Annotated in this window: 14 protein-coding genes and 1 CRISPR repeat array; of the genes, 2 read left to right on the plus strand and 12 right to left on the minus strand. The window is 67.8% G+C overall.

What is annotated here, in order from left to right; genetic code table 11:
- Window positions 1-141: 141 nt before the first annotated feature.
- The 5 genes from ROZ37_RS17010 to ROZ37_RS17030 all read right to left on the minus strand — a co-directional run bounded on the left by ROZ37_RS17010 (window position 142) and on the right by ROZ37_RS17030 (window position 6,282).
- Window positions 142-366, minus strand: coding sequence for a DUF2892 domain-containing protein (locus ROZ37_RS17010; RefSeq protein WP_312661107.1), 225 nt, complete (start codon window positions 364-366; stop codon window positions 142-144).
- Window positions 363-3,617, minus strand: a complete 3,255-nt coding sequence (locus ROZ37_RS17015) for an efflux RND transporter permease subunit (protein WP_312661108.1) — start codon at window positions 3,615-3,617, stop codon at window positions 363-365. Before ROZ37_RS17015 ends, ROZ37_RS17010 begins: the two co-directional genes overlap by 4 nt.
- An 11-nt stretch (window positions 3,618-3,628) precedes the next feature.
- Entirely contained in the window at window positions 3,629-4,678 is a 1,050-nt protein-coding gene (locus ROZ37_RS17020; protein WP_312661109.1) for an efflux RND transporter periplasmic adaptor subunit, read from the minus strand.
- Between the two features lie 355 nt (window positions 4,679-5,033).
- Complete coding sequence (locus ROZ37_RS17025; protein WP_312661111.1) at window positions 5,034-5,420, minus strand: CbiX/SirB N-terminal domain-containing protein; 387 nt, start codon at window positions 5,418-5,420, stop codon at window positions 5,034-5,036.
- A gap of 37 nt (window positions 5,421-5,457) precedes the next feature.
- On the minus strand, window positions 5,458-6,282 hold the full coding sequence (locus ROZ37_RS17030; protein ID WP_312661112.1) for a tRNA threonylcarbamoyladenosine dehydratase: 825 nt from the start codon (window positions 6,280-6,282) through the stop codon (window positions 5,458-5,460).
- Between the two features lie 98 nt (window positions 6,283-6,380).
- Between ROZ37_RS17030 and ROZ37_RS17035 the strand changes: the two genes are divergently transcribed.
- Window positions 6,381-7,040, plus strand: a complete 660-nt coding sequence (locus ROZ37_RS17035; protein WP_312661113.1) for a tetratricopeptide repeat protein — start codon at window positions 6,381-6,383, stop codon at window positions 7,038-7,040.
- Window positions 7,041-7,212: 172 nt separating this feature from the next.
- On the opposite strand, the gene ROZ37_RS17040 is transcribed toward ROZ37_RS17035, so the two are convergent.
- Window positions 7,213-8,178 carry an MBL fold metallo-hydrolase gene (locus ROZ37_RS17040; RefSeq protein ID WP_312661114.1) on the minus strand — a complete coding sequence of 322 codons (966 nt, stop codon included), beginning with the start codon at window positions 8,176-8,178 and terminating at the stop codon, window positions 7,213-7,215.
- A 116-nt stretch (window positions 8,179-8,294) separates the two neighbouring features.
- Between ROZ37_RS17040 and ROZ37_RS17045 the strand changes: the two genes are divergently transcribed.
- The gene (locus ROZ37_RS17045; protein ID WP_312661116.1) at window positions 8,295-9,455 is read left to right on the plus strand and encodes a PatB family C-S lyase; all 1,161 of its coding nucleotides are present in this window, start codon (window positions 8,295-8,297) and stop codon (window positions 9,453-9,455) included.
- A gap of 144 nt (window positions 9,456-9,599) precedes the next feature.
- A CRISPR array of direct repeats spans window positions 9,600-10,508; the repeat unit is 32 nt; unit sequence GTTTCAATCCACGCGCCCGCGCGGGGCGCGAC.
- A 185-nt stretch (window positions 10,509-10,693) separates the two neighbouring features.
- Here ROZ37_RS17045 and cas2 read toward each other — a convergent pair.
- Genes cas2 through cas5c form a run of 6 tightly spaced genes read right to left on the minus strand, consistent with a single transcriptional unit; the run spans window position 10,694 to window position 16,077 of the window.
- Window positions 10,694-10,984, minus strand: a complete 291-nt coding sequence (gene cas2, locus ROZ37_RS17050; RefSeq protein WP_312661118.1) for a CRISPR-associated endonuclease Cas2 — start codon at window positions 10,982-10,984, stop codon at window positions 10,694-10,696.
- 9 nt (window positions 10,985-10,993) lie between these two features.
- On the minus strand, window positions 10,994-12,034 hold the full coding sequence (gene cas1c / locus ROZ37_RS17055) for a type I-C CRISPR-associated endonuclease Cas1c (RefSeq protein WP_312661119.1): 1,041 nt from the start codon (window positions 12,032-12,034) through the stop codon (window positions 10,994-10,996).
- A gap of 3 nt (window positions 12,035-12,037) precedes the next feature.
- Window positions 12,038-12,685 (minus strand): CRISPR-associated protein Cas4, encoded by a 648-nt coding sequence (cas4, locus tag ROZ37_RS17060; RefSeq protein ID WP_312661121.1) that lies wholly within the window; start codon window positions 12,683-12,685, stop codon window positions 12,038-12,040.
- A 1-nt stretch (window position 12,686) separates the two neighbouring features.
- Window positions 12,687-13,568 (minus strand): type I-C CRISPR-associated protein Cas7/Csd2, encoded by an 882-nt coding sequence (gene cas7c / locus ROZ37_RS17065; protein ID WP_312661123.1) that lies wholly within the window; start codon window positions 13,566-13,568, stop codon window positions 12,687-12,689.
- Entirely contained in the window at window positions 13,568-15,406 is a 1,839-nt protein-coding gene (cas8c, locus tag ROZ37_RS17070; protein WP_312661125.1) for a type I-C CRISPR-associated protein Cas8c/Csd1, read from the minus strand. The genes cas7c and cas8c overlap by 1 nt, the downstream gene beginning before the upstream one ends.
- A complete protein-coding gene (gene cas5c, locus ROZ37_RS17075; protein ID WP_312661128.1) occupies window positions 15,403-16,077 on the minus strand; it encodes a type I-C CRISPR-associated protein Cas5c in 675 nt (224 codons plus the stop codon). Before cas5c ends, cas8c begins: the two co-directional genes overlap by 4 nt.
- Between the last annotated feature and the right edge of the window lie 109 nt (window positions 16,078-16,186).

Below are 16,186 nucleotides of genomic sequence, written 5' to 3' on the forward strand. Positions count from 1 at the left end.
CGGATTCTAGCCCGACCGCCCGGAAAACATCCCGCGTAGCCGTACGGATGGACGTCGGGTTTGCCGAAGCACACGGCGAACATTACTCGGGGGCAGGCCCCGCCTCCGCATGCCCCGCCGACGTTGCCGCCGAACTCGTGTTCAGCGGCAGGCCACGGCGTCCTTGACGCCGAACTTGCGCAACGCGATTTCGAGCGGGCAGAAGCGCGTGAAGCCGCTCTGGAACAGGTTCGCACCGACAAACGCGGTGAACCACAGGAAGTTCTTCGACGCGAACAGCGGCGAGCCCTCCACGCCGAGCGCGAGCGAAATCAGCACGAAAGCACCGGCGAAGATGCGGACGAACTGGTTGACCGTGAGGTTCATGACGTTTCTCCCGTGAGTTGGGCGACGCGATTCCTCATCGCGGCGAAGTACAGCACCGGAATGACGACGAGCGTCAGCGCCGTCGACACGAAGATGCCGAAGATCAGGCTGATCGCCAGCCCGTTGAAGATCGGGTCGTCGAGAATGAACAGCGCGCCGATCATCGCGGCGAGCGCGGTGAGCCCGATCGGCTTCGCGCGCACCGCGGCGGCGCGGATCACGGCTTCACCCAGTTCGGTGCCGGCGCGCACCTGCTGATTGACGAAATCGACGAGCAGGATCGAGTTGCGCACGATGATGCCGGCGAGCGCGATCATGCCGATCATCGACGTCGCGGTGAATTGCGCACCGAGCAGCGCGTGGCCGGGCATCACGCCGATGATCGTCAGCGGGATCGGCGCCATGATCACGAGCGGCACGAGGTAGCTGCGGAAGTGCGCGACGACGAGCAGGTAGATCAGCACGAGGCCCACCGCGTACGCCGCGCCCATGTCGCGGAAGGTTTCGTACGTGACCTGCCATTCGCCGTCCCATTTGACGCTGTAGCCGGCGTAGGGGTCGGCCGGCGCGCGGACGAACCATTCCCCGAGCGTTCCGCCCAGCCCCGGAGCGCCGCCGAGCGGCATCCCGTCGATCTGCGAGCGGATGCCGAACATGCCGTACAGCGGCGAATCGAGCCGGCCGCCCATGTCGCCGGTGACGTAGACGACCGGCAGCAGGTCCTTGCGGTAAATCGCCTGTTCGCGCGCGATTTCCTCGACGCGCACGAGCTCGGACATCGACACCAGCGTCCCGTCGCGCGCGCGCACCTTCAGCGCGAGCACGTTATCGACGGTCGACATGCGCTCAGGCGGCAGCTGGACGCGCACCGGCATCTCGTACTTGTTGTCGCCGCCGTGGATCGGCGTGACGTTTTCGCCGGACAGCCCGAGGCGCACGACCTCCACCGCGTCCGCCTGTGCGACGCCCATCCGTGCGGCCTTCGCCTGATCGACGCGCAACACGAGCTTCGGCGCCGCTTCGTCCACCGTGTCGTCGACGCCGACGACGTCCGCCGTGCCTTCGAATGCGGCCCTCACCCTGGCGGCGACGCTGGCCTGGCCGGCATAGTCCGGCCCGTACACCTCGGCGACGATCGGCGACAGCACCGGCGGACCGGGCGGCACTTCGACGACTTTCGCGTTGCCGCCCGCCGCGCGCGCGATGCGCATGACTTCGTCGCGCACCGCGACCGCAATCTGATGGCTGCGACGCGAGCGCTGCGCCTTATCGACGAGGTTCACCTGCACGTCGCCGAGCTCCGGCGCACTCCGGAGGTAATACTGGCGCACGAGGCCGTTGAAGTTGATCGGGCTCGCCGTGCCCGCATAGGCCTGCCAGTCGCTGACTTCCTCGACGCCGCCGAGGTGCTCGCCGATCTCGCGCAACACGCGCGCGGTCTCCTCGACCGGCGTGCCGACCGGCATGTCGAGCACGACCTGGAACTCGCTCTTGTTGTCGAACGGCAGCATCTTCAGCACGACCAACTCCAGCGCCGGCAGCGCGAGCGACGCGACGATCAGCGCGACGACGGCGAGCCACAGCCCGAGGCGCGCCCGCCCGCCGCGCACCGGGTCGAGCATCGGCGTCATCACCTTGCGGAAAAGACGGTCGAGCCGTGCGGTGAGCCGATCCTCGCCTTCGTGATGATGCGCATCGACCGGCTTCAGCAGCCGCTGCGCAAGCCACGGCGTGACGACGAACGCGACCGCGAGCGAGATGAACATGCCCATCGATGCGTTGATCGGGATCGGGCTCATGTACGGCCCCATCAGGCCGGTGACGAACGCCATCGGCAAGAGCGCCGCGATCACCGTGAAGGTGGCGAGGATTGTCGGCCCGCCGACCTCGTCGACCGCGCCCGGGATCAGCCGCCACAGTGGCGTGGCGGGTTCGAGCACGTGGCGCCGATGGATGTTCTCCACGACGACGATCGCGTCATCGACGAGGATGCCGATCGAGAAGATCAGCGCGAACAGGCTGACGCGGTTCAGCGTGAAGCCCCACGCCCACGACGCGAACAGCGTCGCGGCGAGCGTCAGCGCAACCGCGACTCCGACGATCAGCGCCTCGCGCCGCCCGAGCGCGAAGAACACGAGCAGCACGACCGCGGCGGTCGCGAACACGAGCTTGCCGATCAGCGTGTTGGCCTTGTCGTTCGCAGTCTTGCCGTAGTTGCGCGTGACGGTGAACTCGACGCCGTCGGGGATGAGCTCGCCGTGCAGCGCATGCGCGCGCGCGATGACGTCTTCGGCGACGTCGGCGGCGTTCGCCCCCGGCTGCTTCGATACCGCGAGCGTCACGGCCGGAAACACGCCCGACGCCCCGATACCGGCGCGGCCGGCCGCGGCGCCGGTGCCGAACCACACGTACTGCGTCGCGTGGTCCGGCCCGTCCTCGACTTGCGCGACATCGCGCAGGAACACGGGCTTGCGGTCGGTGACGCCGACCACCAGATCGCGCACGTCGTCGGCCGACTCGAGCCAGGTACCGGCCTGCACGAGCACTTCGCGATTGTCGGCGACGAGGCTTCCCACCGGCCGCGACGCGTTCGCGAGCAGCAACGCGGCGCGCACGTCCTGCGCGGTGACCGCGTGGGCGTTCATCCGCTCGGTATCCATCAGCACGCGCACGACGTGGCCGGGGCCACCGATCGTCGCGACGTCGCGCGTGCCCGGGACGCGCTTCAGCTCCAGCTCGACCGCCCGCGACACCTGCTGCATCTCGAAGCCGGCGCGCTCCGGCTCGGCGGTCCAGAACGTCAGCGCGACGATGGGCACATCGTCGATGCCCTTCGGCTTGACGACCGGCTCGCCGACGCCGAGCTCCGGGGACAGCCAGTCCCGGTGCGAATGGACGGTGTCGTACAGTTTCACGAGCGCTTCCTGGTTCGGCACGCCGACTTCGAACTCGACGGTCACGACAGCCATGCCGGGACGGGAAACCGAGTAGACGTGCTCGACACCCGCGATGCGCGACAGGATCTGCTCCGCCGGCCGCGCGACGAGCGCCTCGACGTCGCGCGCTGACGCGCCGGGGAACGGCACGAGCACGTTCGCCATCGTCACGTCGATCTGCGGCTCCTCTTCCTTCGGCGTGACGAGCGTCGCGAACACGCCCATCAGCAGCAGAATCAGCGCGAGGAGCGGCGTCAGCGCGTGACGCTGGAACGTCGCGGCGATGCGTCCGGAAATGCCGAGCGGGGCGTTCATCGCGGCACCGGTCAGCGCGTGTCCGCGACCGCCGCCGCGCGGGCTTCGATGCCGGCCTGCACCGCGTCGAGCGCGACCACCTCGCCGCCCGCCAAGCCCGCAAGCACCTCCACGCGGCCGTCGGCGAGCTCCTCGCCCGCCCGGATCTGCCGCAGCCGGAACCCGCCCTTGCCGTCGGCGACATATACCCCGGTCAGCTCGCCGCGCTTGACGATCGCCGACGCGGGCACGCCCACACGCGCGTTCTCGCCCCCCGAAAAATGCACGCGCGCGAACATGCCCGGCACGAGCCCGACCGCATCCGGCGGCAAGTCGACGCGGACCCGGACGGTATGCGTGCGAGGATCGGCGGCCGGCAGCACAGTGACGGCGCTCGCATCGAACCAGCGATTCGACTCCGGCAGCTCCACGCGCGCCTTCGGCAGCCTTCCGCCGGCAGCGCCGAGCTGTTGCTGCGGCACATCGACGACCGCGCGCATCGCAGTCGGGTCGTAGATGGTCAGCAGCGGGCGACCCGGTTGCGCCATATCCCCCTGCTCGACATGGCGCGCCGCGACGAGGCCGGTCAGCGGCGCGGCGATCTCGGAATAGGCCCGGGCGGCCGCGGAGGCGCCGCGCCCGGCGCGCGCCGCCCGCAGCTGCGCCTCCGCCGCGTCGCGCGCGGCTTTCGCCTGGTCGAGCGCCGAAGGGCTGACGAACTTGCGTTCGAGCAGACGCGCCGTGCGTTCGTAACCCGCCTTCGCGTTGATCAGGCTCGCCTCGGCCTGAGCGATGGCCGCCTCGGCGCCGCTCACCAGCTGGTTTGCCTCCGCGGCGTCGAGGCGAACCAGCACGTCGCCTTTCGAGATCCGATCCCCTGCGTCGACGTTCAGTGCAACGATGCGCCCGGGCACCTGCGCCGCGAGCGTGGCTTCGCGGACCGCCTCGAGCGTCGCCTCGGCGGCGCGCGACACCGCAACCGGGCGCGACTCGACCCGTATGGTGGCGATCTCGGCATGCGCGAGCGTGGCGCAAGCGAACAGGACTGGAAACGGCAGGAAGAAGGCGGCCGGCATTTTCATAGTGAATATTAGTGTATTCTGATATTCACGAAAGTCAACGAAAGCCGCCGAAGTCGGCACGCGGGGAACTGCGCGTATTTGCAGCAGCGCGAAGTTGCCCGCGACCGAGGCGTTCGCGCCCCGTCATCGCCACTACGAACGCGTTTCGCCCCGCGAACCGATCACGGACATTCGCCGTAAACGCACCTGGACGAGCGTCGATGCGCGTGCGCTCCGCGCGAGGAAAACGCGAGAAGGCGGGGCGAGCTGGGGAAACGCCGGTCGAATTCATCATTTATGCTCCGCTTAGTCGGAAGCGCAAAAAAAATCTCGTCGCGCGGACGATGCCGCCCGGGCCGGGCGACCGGCTCGACCTTCAGCCGACGTCGCCCGTCGCGCACCGGCGCGCGTAATCAGCCATCGCCGCGATGACCGGATCGGCCTCGCCGACTGCGAGCGTCTGCACGATCTCGCAGCCGGGATGGCGCACGCGGGCCGCGGTGACGAGTTTCGGCAGATCGGCTTTCAGGTGCCCGCCCTGCGCGATGAACATCGGCACGACGACGATGCGGCGCGCGCCGCGGGCGACGAGCGAGTGGATCGCGACGTCGAGCGTGGGCTCGATGAATTCGAGAAAGGCGAGTTCGACGCCGACATCGGGGGCGCCCGCGACGAGTTGATCGCGAACGCGCCGCATCGGCTCCGCCCACGCCGGATCCCGGGCGCCGTGACCGAACAGCACGACCGCCCGATCGCCGCTCACCGGACCGCCCTCTCTTCATGAAAACTTGTCGCGACGCTCATGCCCGCGCCTCCTCTGCGATTCCCTCCGCAACGACGGCCTGCGTCGCGACCAGTCGCTCCACCGCGAGCGCGGCAGCGAACAGACCGACGCTCGCGGTCATCATCATGCTCGACCCGTAGCCCGCACAGGCGAGTCCCTGCGGAACGTGCGGCAGATCGCACGCCGCGCCATCCAGGCGCAGCGGCTCCGCCGAATACACCGCGTCGATGCCGAACGGCCGCTTCGGATTGCGCGGAAAGCCATGTTCGCTGCGCAGGCGTTTGCGCACTTTCGCGAGGAGCGGGTCCTGCTCGGTCCGCGACAGGTCGTCGACGCGGATCTTGGTCGGATCGGTCTTGCCGCCGACGCCCCCGGCAACGATCAACGGAATGCGGCGGGCGCGGCACGCGAGCACGATCGCGACTTTTGCGCGCACGTTGTCGATCGCATCGATGACGACGTCGAAATCCTGCAGCAGCGTGGCGGCGTTGTCCACGGTGACGAAATCCTCGACGACCGCAACGTCCGCCAAGGGGTTGATCGCGCGGATGCGGTCGGTCATCGCGACCACCTTCGCCTGCCCGAGCGTCGCGTCGAGCGCGTGGATCTGGCGGTTGATGTTCGATTCGGCGACGTGATCGAGGTCGATCAGCGTGATCCGCCCGACGCCGCTGCGCGCCAGCGCTTCGGCGCCCCACGACCCGACGCCGCCGATGCCGATGACGCAGGCGCGCGCACGTTCGAGCCGATCAAGGGCGCCCGCACCGTAAAGCCGAGCGATGCCGCCGAAGCGTCGCTCGCGGTCGACGTCCGCGGGCGGAGGCAGGAAGGAACCGGACATGGAAGCGGGAGGAGGAACGAAGTGCGCCGATGTTACCTCAGCGGCGCGGGGCTGAACTCCCCGAACCGGTCCGGCTCCAATGCGCGAAGGAGGACCTCATGCCCCGATTGCTATGCCGGGCCCTGCTGTGCGGCACGCTGATGCACCTCTGCCCGCTGGCGATCGCGATGCCGCCCGCGCTCGTCGGCGAAGCCGGCGTCGGCGCCTATGAAGCCGGCCGCCTCGATGACGCGGCGCGCCTTTTCGAGCAGGCCGCCCGCGCCGGCAATCGCCTCGCCCAGTTCAACTACGCGATGATGCTGTTGCGCGGCGAGACGACGGCGCGTGACGACCACGCGGCGTGGCGCTGGCTGCGGCGCGCGGCGGCCGCGGGTCTGCCACAGGCGCAATACGAACTCGCGGTGCTGTACGACCACGGCGACGGCGTCGAACGCTCGCTGCCGACGGCGGCGGAATGGTATCGGCGGGCCGCGGAACAGGGCCATGTCGACGCCCAGGTCAGCCTTGCGGCGATGTACTTCGCGGGTCGCGGCATTCCGCTCGACCCTGCGGCTGCGGCGCGCTGGTATCACGCGGCGGCGAGCGCGGGCCACGCCGGCGCGCAGAACGCCCTCGCCGGCATGTACGAAACCGGCTCCGGCGTCGAACCCGACCCCGATCTCGCGGCGCATTGGTATCGGGAAGCGGCGAAACACGGCAACGCCGAGGCGCGCGCGAAGGTCGAAGCGCTCGGCCCCGAGGAGGGCGCCGCGCAATAGGATGTTTCGGCGACAAGAGCGCCTTCTCGGCCCGATCGTGTCCGACCTTGCCCTTGCCCGAGCAGACCCGCCGCCCGCGTCAAGCGGCCTTTCGCCCGAATCGCGACGATCGCACCGGGCGTTGTCGGCTCGACCGCCAACCCATCCGTCGGCGGTCCGCCATGATCGCGGCTCACGCCGTAGCGGTTTCCTTCGTCACCGGACGGTCGAGCCACATTCCGAGCCCCTGCGCATTGAGCTCGAGGTCCATCCGCAGCAGCTCGAGAACTTCCGCTTCGGGCAGCGTCCAGCCCTGGCGCTCGGCTTCCTCGCGCACGATCTGCTCGAGTCCGGCCAGAATTTCGACGTGGCGCGCGACGCCGTGCCCCCGCGCGGCCTGGGCGACCGCGACTTCCGTGCTGATCAGTCGTTGCAAGTCGGCGGCGAGCCGGTCCACATCCGTGACGCGGCTGTAGTGCGTCAGATACATCGCCTCCGGCGCGAACGACATCAGCCGTTCGATCGATGCGTGCAGCGCATCGGGGTCGAACTGCGTCGGCGTCGTCGTCGGCAAGACCGACGCACGCCCGTCGACATCGAGTTCCCGATAGGACAGACCGAAAGTGTCCCCGGTGAAGAAGGCCCGTGCGGTCTCGTCCCAGATGCAGATGTGATGGCGCGCGTGTCCCGGCGTATCGAGGATGCGGAAGCGGCGCCCGGCCATGTCGATCTCGAACTCGTCGGTCGCCGCGACGATGCGCTCCGCGGGCACCGGCGCGAGCCGCCCGTAAAGCGCGAACGCGCGCTCGGCGCCATACACCGCCGACGTGCCCGCCCACAGCGCCTCGGGATCGATCATGTGCCGCACGCCCCGCGGGTGGACCAGCAGCTTCGCGTTCGGAAATGCGCACATCAGGCTGCCGGCCCCGCCCGCGTGATCAAGATGGATGTGCGTCAGCATCACCCAGTCGACGTGGTCGGGCGCGATCCCGGCCGCGGCGAGCGCCGCGAGCACGCGCGGCGCCGACGCGTTCGTGCCGGTATCGACGACCGCCGCGCGGCCGCGATGAATGACGAGATGGATCGCCGCCATGCCTGGCCGATCGTAGCCCGAATCCACCGCAAGGATTCCATCGGGATGAGCGGTCACATGCTGCATGCCTAACCTCCTCCTGCCCGTTCCTTTTGTCAGGCGCGATTGTATCCTGCAGTGGCGACCCGAGGCCCGTGGGCGGGGCGCGTTACACTGCGACACGTCATCGCCGGAGCCACAGGATGCCCACTTTCGATTTCGATTCGCCGATCGACCGCCGCAGTCAACCTGGCGACAAATGGGGCCGCTACGCCGATCGGGACGTCCTCCCGCTGTGGGTCGCCGATATGGACTTCGCTGCACCGCCGGCGGTTCTCGACGCACTGCGTCGGCGCCTCGAGCACCCGGTGTTCGGCTACACCGATGCGTGGCCTAGTCTCGTCGATGCCGTCGTCGAAGGCATCGCCCGCGACCATGCATGGCGGATCGAACCCGACTGGCTCGTCTGGCTGCCGGGCGTCGTCAGCGGCCTCAACCTCGCGTGCCGGGCGATCGGCGAGCCGGGCGACGAAGTCTTCACCGCAACACCGGTCTATCCTCCGTTTCTGACGGCCCCGGGGAACAGCGACCGGCGCCTCGTGACCCGTCCGCTCGTGCTGATCGACGGGCGCTGGGAGTGGGACCGCGCGTCGGTCGAGACCGCGCTGTCGCCGCGGACCCGGTTGCTGATGCTGTGCAACCCGCACAACCCAGTCGGCCGCGTGTTCGACCGCGACGAACTCGGCTGGCTCGTCGATCTCGCCGAACGCCACGACTTCACGATCTGCTCGGACGAAATCCACTGCGGCCTCGTGCTCGACGACGAGGTCGCGCACACCCCGATCGCGGCCCTTGACGACAGCGTCGCGCGGCGCACGATCACGCTGATGGCGCCGTCGAAAACCTGGAACATCCCTGCGCTCTACTGCGCGTTCGCGATCATCCCGGACCCGGCGCTGCGCCGGCGGTTTCGCCACGAGATGCGCGGCCTCGTTCCGCATCCGAATCTGCTCGGCATGGTCGCCGCCGAAGCCGCTTACCGCGACGGCGGCCCCTGGCGCGCCGCACTGCTGGCCTACCTGCGACGCAACCGCGACGCCGTCCTGATCGCGGTCGCGTCGATGCCCGGACTGACCATGGTTCCTCCCGAAGCGACCTATCTCGCGTGGATCGACTGCCGCGCCGCCGGGCTCGCCGACCCGGCGAAATTCTTCGAAGACGCGGGCGTCGGCCTGTCGGATGGCAGCGCCTTCGGCATGCCCGGCTTCGTGCGCCTGAACTTCGGCTGTCCGCGCACGGTGCTTGCGGAAGCACTGGGACGGATGCAGCGGGCGCTGGAGGACCGGCAGCGCAAGGGCACGTAAGCAACGAAGCGGTGCTGACGAATCCGGACCTGTCTTTGCTGTTTTCGACACAGCAAGGAGTCGGATACGGCGCACGGCAACTAGGTCCACGAGTTAATGCGGCGTGAGACCTGTGCCGGCGCTACCTGCCGCAACGCGGATGCATTTGCAATCCACGCGCCCGCGCGGGGCGCGACCGCTCGCCGCACCCGACGTCGGGACCGCGGGCGCGTTTCAATCCACGCGCCCGCGCGGGGCGCGACCTGAAGTGACTTTACTTTCTCGCCGTCCCCGGCGAGTTTCAATCCACGCGCCCGCGCGGGGCGCGACTGGCGTCTCCTTGGGTGGCGGGCTCTGCCCGGTTGATGTTTCAATCCACGCGCCCGCGCGGGGCGCGACCAGCAGCGGCAGCGAGACGTGTTGCCCGCGGGGGTCGTTTCAATCCACGCGCCCGCGCGGGGCGCGACGTACGCGCACGAGTTCATGGTATCGCTGGGCTACGTTTCAATCCACGCGCCCGCGCGGGGCGCGACTCGCTGGCTCGCGACCCAGGGCGAGGTTCGACGTGTGGTTTCAATCCACGCGCCCGCGCGGGGCGCGACATCTGCTGAGCGCGTGGGGCCGATGGGCGCAGCGGTTTCAATCCACGCGCCCGCGCCGGGCGCGACCTGCTGCGCGTCGTAGCTGATCGGCGTCGCGTCGACGTTTCAATCCACGCGCCCGCGCGGGGCGCGACACACCGGGCACGCCAGCGCGCGCCAGCCGGCGACGTTTCAATCCACGCGCCCGCGCGGGGCGCGACCGACACAGATCCGTTGGTCGAATCCGTCACCTGCAGTTTCAATCCACGCGCCCGCGCGGGGCGCGACATGCGTACTCCGCAGAGTCGTCATCGCCGAGCGTCGAGTTTCAATCCACGCGCCCACGCGGGGCGCGACCGTGGCGGTCGTATCGCTGATCGTGGGCACTGCCGTGTTTCAATCCACGCGCCCGCGCGGGGCGCGACGAATGTCGCTGCGGTGACTGCATTACACCAAACGGTGTTTCAATCCACGCGCCCGCGCGGGGCGCGACCCCGTCAACGTAACATCATGACGTGCAAGAGACTATCTTCCACTTTCCGCGAATCTCCCCGCAGAGACGCGGCTTTCCCGTCCTTCAATCGACGGAGCGCGCCGAACCGGCGAAAAATCAATCTATTGGAAAACTGCGAACCTCAGGGGCATTCACCGGCCACTTCCGGTTCGCACTGATTGAACTCAAAAGACAAGGGGGCCGTTCAGATCGACTGCCGCTTTCGCACCGACGTGTTCGACGCGGCTGGTCCAGTGCTTACCGAGGTAGTAGAAGCGAAGGCTGTCCTGCGTGATATCGATCAGGTCGATCAGCCGTTGCTTCAGCATCGCCCACTGTGCCGGGTCGACTTCGATCTCGAACACGGAATACTGCACCCGCTGACCGTAGTCGCGGCAAGCCTTGGCGACGCGCCGCAGACGCCGGTCGCCGCCACTTTCGCGGGTGCTGACGTCGTAGCTCACCAGAACCATCATGACGGGAGCTCACTTCCAGAGGAAGGGTGGATAGGCTTCCAGGTCGCCGCGCAGGTGGCGGGCCAGCAACTGAGCCTGGACGGCGGGAAAAAGGCCGACGGCGAGCTTTTCCTCCAAAAAGCCGTGGCGTAGTTCCTCACGCTTGCGCTCCTGATAGGCGGTCAGCACGGTCTTGCGGGAGCCGTCCTTGAGCAGCACCGCGCCGTTGTCCAAGCGGATGAAATCGCGCTCGCCGAGTTGGCGGCGGTTGATCAACGACAATGCGAGACGGTCGGCCAACACGGGGCGGAACTCCTCCAGCAGGTCGAGCGCGAGACTCGGGCGACCGGGGCGGTCACGGTGGAGGAAGCCCACCGCGGGGTCGAGGCCGACGCCTTCCAGAGCCGAGCGACAGTCGTGCGTCAGTAGCGTGTCGAGGAAGGAGAGCAAGGCATTGACGGCGTCGATCGGCGGCCGGCGGCTACGGCCATTAAAATGCAACGCCGGTTCCGGAACGCGAATCAGGTGGTGGAAGACACCGAAGTAAGCTTGGGCCGCCTCACCCTCCAGGCCGCGCATCGTGTCAGGCCGTTCTTCAGCAAGCAGGCGATCGGAGATGCGACGCAGGCGCTCTCGCGCGTGGGACAGCGCGACGCGGTCGGCCTCGGCCAGCGTCTCGCCGTGGTCGCGCAGTGCGCGGCCGAGCACGGCGCGCTGGTTATGTACCTTGCCGAGCAGCAGGTTGCGCACGATCAGGCCGCAGCGCGCCGAGTCGTCGGTGCGGCGATACTGTTCTCGACGCAACAGCACGTTGCCGGAGACCGGCCCTTCCACGCGCGCTAGAAATCGCCCGTTAGGAGACAGGAAACTGACGCAGATGCCCTGCTCGGCGCAGTAGCCGAGCAGCGGCGGCGACACGAGCACCCGCCCCAGGCAGACCAGGCTTTCCAGCATGTGTGCCGGGAGGCGCGCCCGTTCCACTCCCTCCACTTCCATCACGATGTTGGCACCGTCTTTCTTAAGCCAGGCACCCTCGGTGGTGACGTACAGGGTATTGAGGTGGCGGCGCATGCTTCAGTCCTCGCTTCGCAGTTGCCGCTCGAGCCACGCGTCCACGCTGCCCGCGCGCGCCAGCAGACGGGGCTGGCAGAGATCGAGCAGAGAACAGCTGTCGCAACGCTTTGCTTCGTAGCTGGCCAGCGGCGTGCGCCTGGAGAGGAACATCGCGCGGACCGCGCGGATCGTTTCGCGCGTCAAGCTGCGTAGGGCGTCGTCGAGCACCACGACCGCGCGCCGGCGCGGCTGGCCGTAGAACAGGGCGCCCTCCTCCACCGCCACGCCGAACATCGCTTCCAGGCACAGCGCCTGCGCACACAGTTGCACCTCGTCCGCGCGATGCGACTTGGGGCGCCCGCGCTTGTACTCCACCGGGTAGGGGCGTTCGCCGATGTCGCCGGCGTGGAATTCCACCACGTCGGCCACACCGACAATACCCAGTTCCACGCTGGACAAAGGCATGGCGGTCACCGTGCGCACGCCGTGGCGGCGCTCTGCAGCGGGGGTATCGGCACGGTCGTGCAGCAACCGCCCCTCCGCTGTCTGCCGATTCTCCGCCCACAGCTGTTCCAAGTGGATGAGCGCGCACTGGCGCGGACAGTAGAGATAGTGCTGCAGGGCGGAAAGGGGGATGAGGTCTTCATCCGCGCTCGTCCCCGCCTCCACCTCAGAGGTACTCGCGCACGCCTACGCCGCGCGGCAGCGCCTCGGCGTCCACGGTGACGCGATAATCGGCAAAGCTACGCGCCGGGCCGTCATCCTCCGGTTTCAACCGCTCGACCTTGACGGTATCGAACAACACGTGCGCCGGTGCGTTACCCATCGTATTGTCATGCTCGAACACGATCAGCTTGCGTGCAGCCATCTCGCCGCGGGCGGCGGAGCGGTCGTGCTCGAACATGTTGATGAGGGCGTCCCACAGCAGTTGCAGGTCCACGTCGGAAAAACCGGTGCGTTCTGCGAGCTTCGCGGAGACGAAGCCGTGCGCCCGGTAGAGGCCGTATGGCAGGATGTGTTTGCGGCCCATCGTGCGGTTGTCGCCGCTTTGCGCCTCGGCCTCCTTCTCGGTAGTGACCGCCATGCGGGTAATGGAGATCTCGAGCGGCAGCACCGGCTCCACCGACGTCGCGAAACCCAGTTGCACCGGACCGCGCACTTGGCCGGCATTGATGCCGGTCGTCATCACCGCGCCGAACGTGCGCACGTCGAAGAAGTTGGCGCACATCCACGCCGTGATCTCCCGCGCCTTGGCCTCGTCCTTCGGTAGCTTCTTGTCCTCGGGCTTGATCTCCAACGCGTCGTAGGCCCGCTTGTGCTGGTTGTTGAGCACGGCCTTTTCCTGCATATAGATCGCGTAACCCGCGGCGCCTTCCTTGTCCAGAGTGACGAAATTCCGGATCTTCCGCTTGAGGGCGACGTCGGTGACCAGCCCGCGGTTGGTTTCGGGGTCGAGGCGCGGCAGGTTGCCCGCGTCCGGATCGCCATTGGGATTGCCGTTGGTGACGTCGAACAGGTAGACGAATTCGTAGCGATGGGCGATGGCCGTCATCAGAGGGCTCCTTCGGTCTCGGTTTCGGTGTGTTCAGCCGCGTCGCCGGCGGCGTCGCGTTTGGTGAAGTGGGAATGCGACTGGTGGTAGTAGCCGATTGCGAAACGGCCCTGGTCCTCGATTTTCAGGCTGCGCGGGAAGCGATCCGGCAGGTTTTCGACGATCTCGCGGATTTCCTTTTCGAGCGTCACCGCCTGCCCGGGCCGTTCCTTGCGCAGCTTGCCCAGATGGTTCTGCGTATTGCGCAACAGCACCGGAAAGATCGCTGCCGGCGTCGCCGAAGCCGCGCCGTAGTAGCGGTCGCGGATGGTGGCGTTCACCTGCCCGCCGAGGGCGCTGCGCTGCACGTACTCCAGTACCGCGAACAGCCGCCCGAGCAGGTAGCCTGGCTGGGTGGATTGCTTGTTTAGACTCACGGGAATCTCCTCGTCGGAAGTACGGATGCCCAGGCGACGCTCGCGCGCCAGGACGCCCTTGCAGATCGCGGCACGCATGCCGGACAGGTTGCCGTCGCTGCGGATGCGCATCACGGTGCTGCCGAGCAGGCTGCGCGGATAGAGGCCGCCGCTCAGAATGGCGCGCATGGTTTCGCCGACCAGGTTGTCGAAGGCGTCGTCGGTCCTCGGCTTTGCCCCTTCGCGATTCGGCACGGTCGCGAGCAGCAGGCGGTAGACGGTAGGCTCCACGCGCCACGGCAGCGGCTCGATGCGCAGATCCTGTGCATGCAGGGCGAGCCGCTTGGCGAACACTTCCAGCGTGTCGACCTGCCAGTAGCGCACCGACAGGCGCGAGGCGTTCGGCGCGAGACCGAGCACATACATACGGGTTCCGGCTTCGAGACCCGGATCGAGTTCGGCCAGCGGCCTGCCCTTGCCGAGGCCGTCGAGCACACCGCGCAGCCGATCGGCCTCGCTGTCGTCGTCGGGCGGAAAGAAGAGACTGGCGAGGAAGTTCTCCGCCGCCTGGGCGTCCGTCTCGTTGCCCGCAGCCTCGGCCCAGAACAACACCGTGGTGTCGCCCACCCGCAGACGCTGGCGGTTGTCGCCACCGCCGCGCAGCAGATAATTGAGCACCGAGGTATAGGCGAAGGCGGCGTGCTCGGACACCGGCGCGTTGTCGCCCCGACTCTTGCCGTATGACGTAAAGGCGTCGAGATTGAAGGAGACCAGCGAGGCGCCGGAACTCTGCGCGCCGATCACCCCCTTGATCGCGGGATGCAGGCGGGCAATCGGCGCGGACACGCCGTTCACCAGGCAAACCGCCTGGGCAACCGCAGCCGCCCCGGCACCCTCCGCCTCGCCACCCAGCAAACGCGCGCGCAGAGCCCGGGCGGCCTCACGCTCATGAAGATGCCGATATTCGTCACCGAGGCGGAATACAAAGTTGGCGTCCTGCATCTCGTCAGAAAAATGCGGCGCCTGGAACTGATCGGGCGTCCAGCGCTGCAGGAAGGCCAGCAGAGCCTTCAGGCCTTCGTCGTACTCGCCCGCCAGCGCGCTTTCATGCAGCGCCTTGAACGCCTCGTGCTCCTTGTCGGCGCGCTTGCTGGTGGCACTGACCCCGAGCACGTAGCTGGTCTTGTCCCACAGGAAATTGGAGTTGATGCCAACCGTGCGCTTTTCCGGCTGAGGCACGTCCAGCATTCGCGGCTGAGGCTTCTTGCCCGTCGTGTCGCGGATGTCGTTCACCGCTCGCACCGCCCCGTCGGGACCGAGCACGATCTCGTAGCTGATCTTCTCGGGGCTGTAGCCGTAGGGCGCGATGCCTCCCGAGCTCGGGTGGGCTGACCGTTTTTCAAGCAGCCGCTGGTAGTAGCGCACAAGCGCCTGCAGGATCATGCCTTCACCTCCGCCGCTTGCCAGGGCGGCACTTCGATCACGCCTCCCTGCACACGGGCGCGGAAGAAGCGCGGCGTCATGCGATCCGAAAAATCGATGTCATGCAGCATCCAACCGAGATCCTTTTCCGCGTCCACTCCGGGGTCCGGCAACGGTGCCGACGCCTCGTCCTCCAGCAGCTCGAAGCTGGCCGGAAATTCGCGCACACCCAGGCAGGGCGCATGGAAGCACTGCCCCTTGCGCGCGCGGCGGTTGAAAATGTCCAGATGTTTGCCGACCGAGTCGTCCGGTCCGGCTCGCTCGGTAAGTTCGAAATGGGCCTCGATCAGGTAGCGCACATCCCGCAGCACGGTGGCCGCCCGCTGCTGCCGATCCTCGTCCACGAAGGCGGCGAGGCCGGCGGTGCTGCCCGCCTTCATCGCCTTCGCCACGCTGGCCGGCGACAGCTTGCCGCCGACCTCGTTGCGCCGGATCGACTCGAAGCGGATCGGCTTCAGTACATGGATGCGGTTGATGTGCCAGCGGATCGCCGGCTTCCAGTGGATCGCCTCCAGAATGCCGCGCGCGGCAGAAGGCGTGATGACGTCGTAGCTCACACGCTCGACCTTCATCTCGGGGCGCGTGAAGCAGGCTCGTTCGCCCCAGACGAGAAGACGGATTCCGAAGCTCATGCCCTATTGCCTCCCTCGTTTATCGAGTTGGTTGTTCTTCGTCGGCACAAACTTCGGCCAACGGTTATATCCGACCTCGGGATTGTTGGATTGCCACTGCCGTATCAAC

The sequence above is a fragment of the Aromatoleum sp. genome (assembly GCF_032027225.1).
Taxonomy (GTDB): Bacteria; Pseudomonadota; Gammaproteobacteria; order Burkholderiales; family Rhodocyclaceae; genus Aromatoleum.

Bases quoted from the DNA above. Each gene is read 5' to 3' on its own strand.
- ROZ37_RS17010 (WP_312661107.1), bottom strand. From the start codon at position 366: ATGAACCTCACGGTCAACCAGTTCGTCCGCATCTTCGCCGGTGCTTTC.
- ROZ37_RS17015 (WP_312661108.1), bottom strand. From the start codon at position 3,617: ATGAACGCCCCGCTCGGCATTTCCGGACGCATCGCCGCGACGTTCCAG.
- ROZ37_RS17020 (WP_312661109.1), bottom strand. From the start codon at position 4,678: ATGAAAATGCCGGCCGCCTTCTTCCTGCCGTTTCCAGTCCTGTTCGCT.
- ROZ37_RS17030 (WP_312661112.1), bottom strand. From the start codon at position 6,282: ATGTCCGGTTCCTTCCTGCCTCCGCCCGCGGACGTCGACCGCGAGCGA.
- ROZ37_RS17035 (WP_312661113.1), top strand. From the start codon at position 6,381: ATGCCCCGATTGCTATGCCGGGCCCTGCTGTGCGGCACGCTGATGCAC.
- ROZ37_RS17040 (WP_312661114.1), bottom strand. From the start codon at position 8,178: ATGCAGCATGTGACCGCTCATCCCGATGGAATCCTTGCGGTGGATTCG.
- ROZ37_RS17045 (WP_312661116.1), top strand. From the start codon at position 8,295: ATGCCCACTTTCGATTTCGATTCGCCGATCGACCGCCGCAGTCAACCT.
- cas2 (WP_312661118.1), bottom strand. From the start codon at position 10,984: ATGATGGTTCTGGTGAGCTACGACGTCAGCACCCGCGAAAGTGGCGGC.
- cas1c (WP_312661119.1), bottom strand. From the start codon at position 12,034: ATGCGCCGCCACCTCAATACCCTGTACGTCACCACCGAGGGTGCCTGG.
- cas7c (WP_312661123.1), bottom strand. From the start codon at position 13,568: ATGACGGCCATCGCCCATCGCTACGAATTCGTCTACCTGTTCGACGTC.
- cas8c (WP_312661125.1), bottom strand. From the start codon at position 15,406: ATGATCCTGCAGGCGCTTGTGCGCTACTACCAGCGGCTGCTTGAAAAA.
- cas5c (WP_312661128.1), bottom strand. From the start codon at position 16,077: ATGAGCTTCGGAATCCGTCTTCTCGTCTGGGGCGAACGAGCCTGCTTC.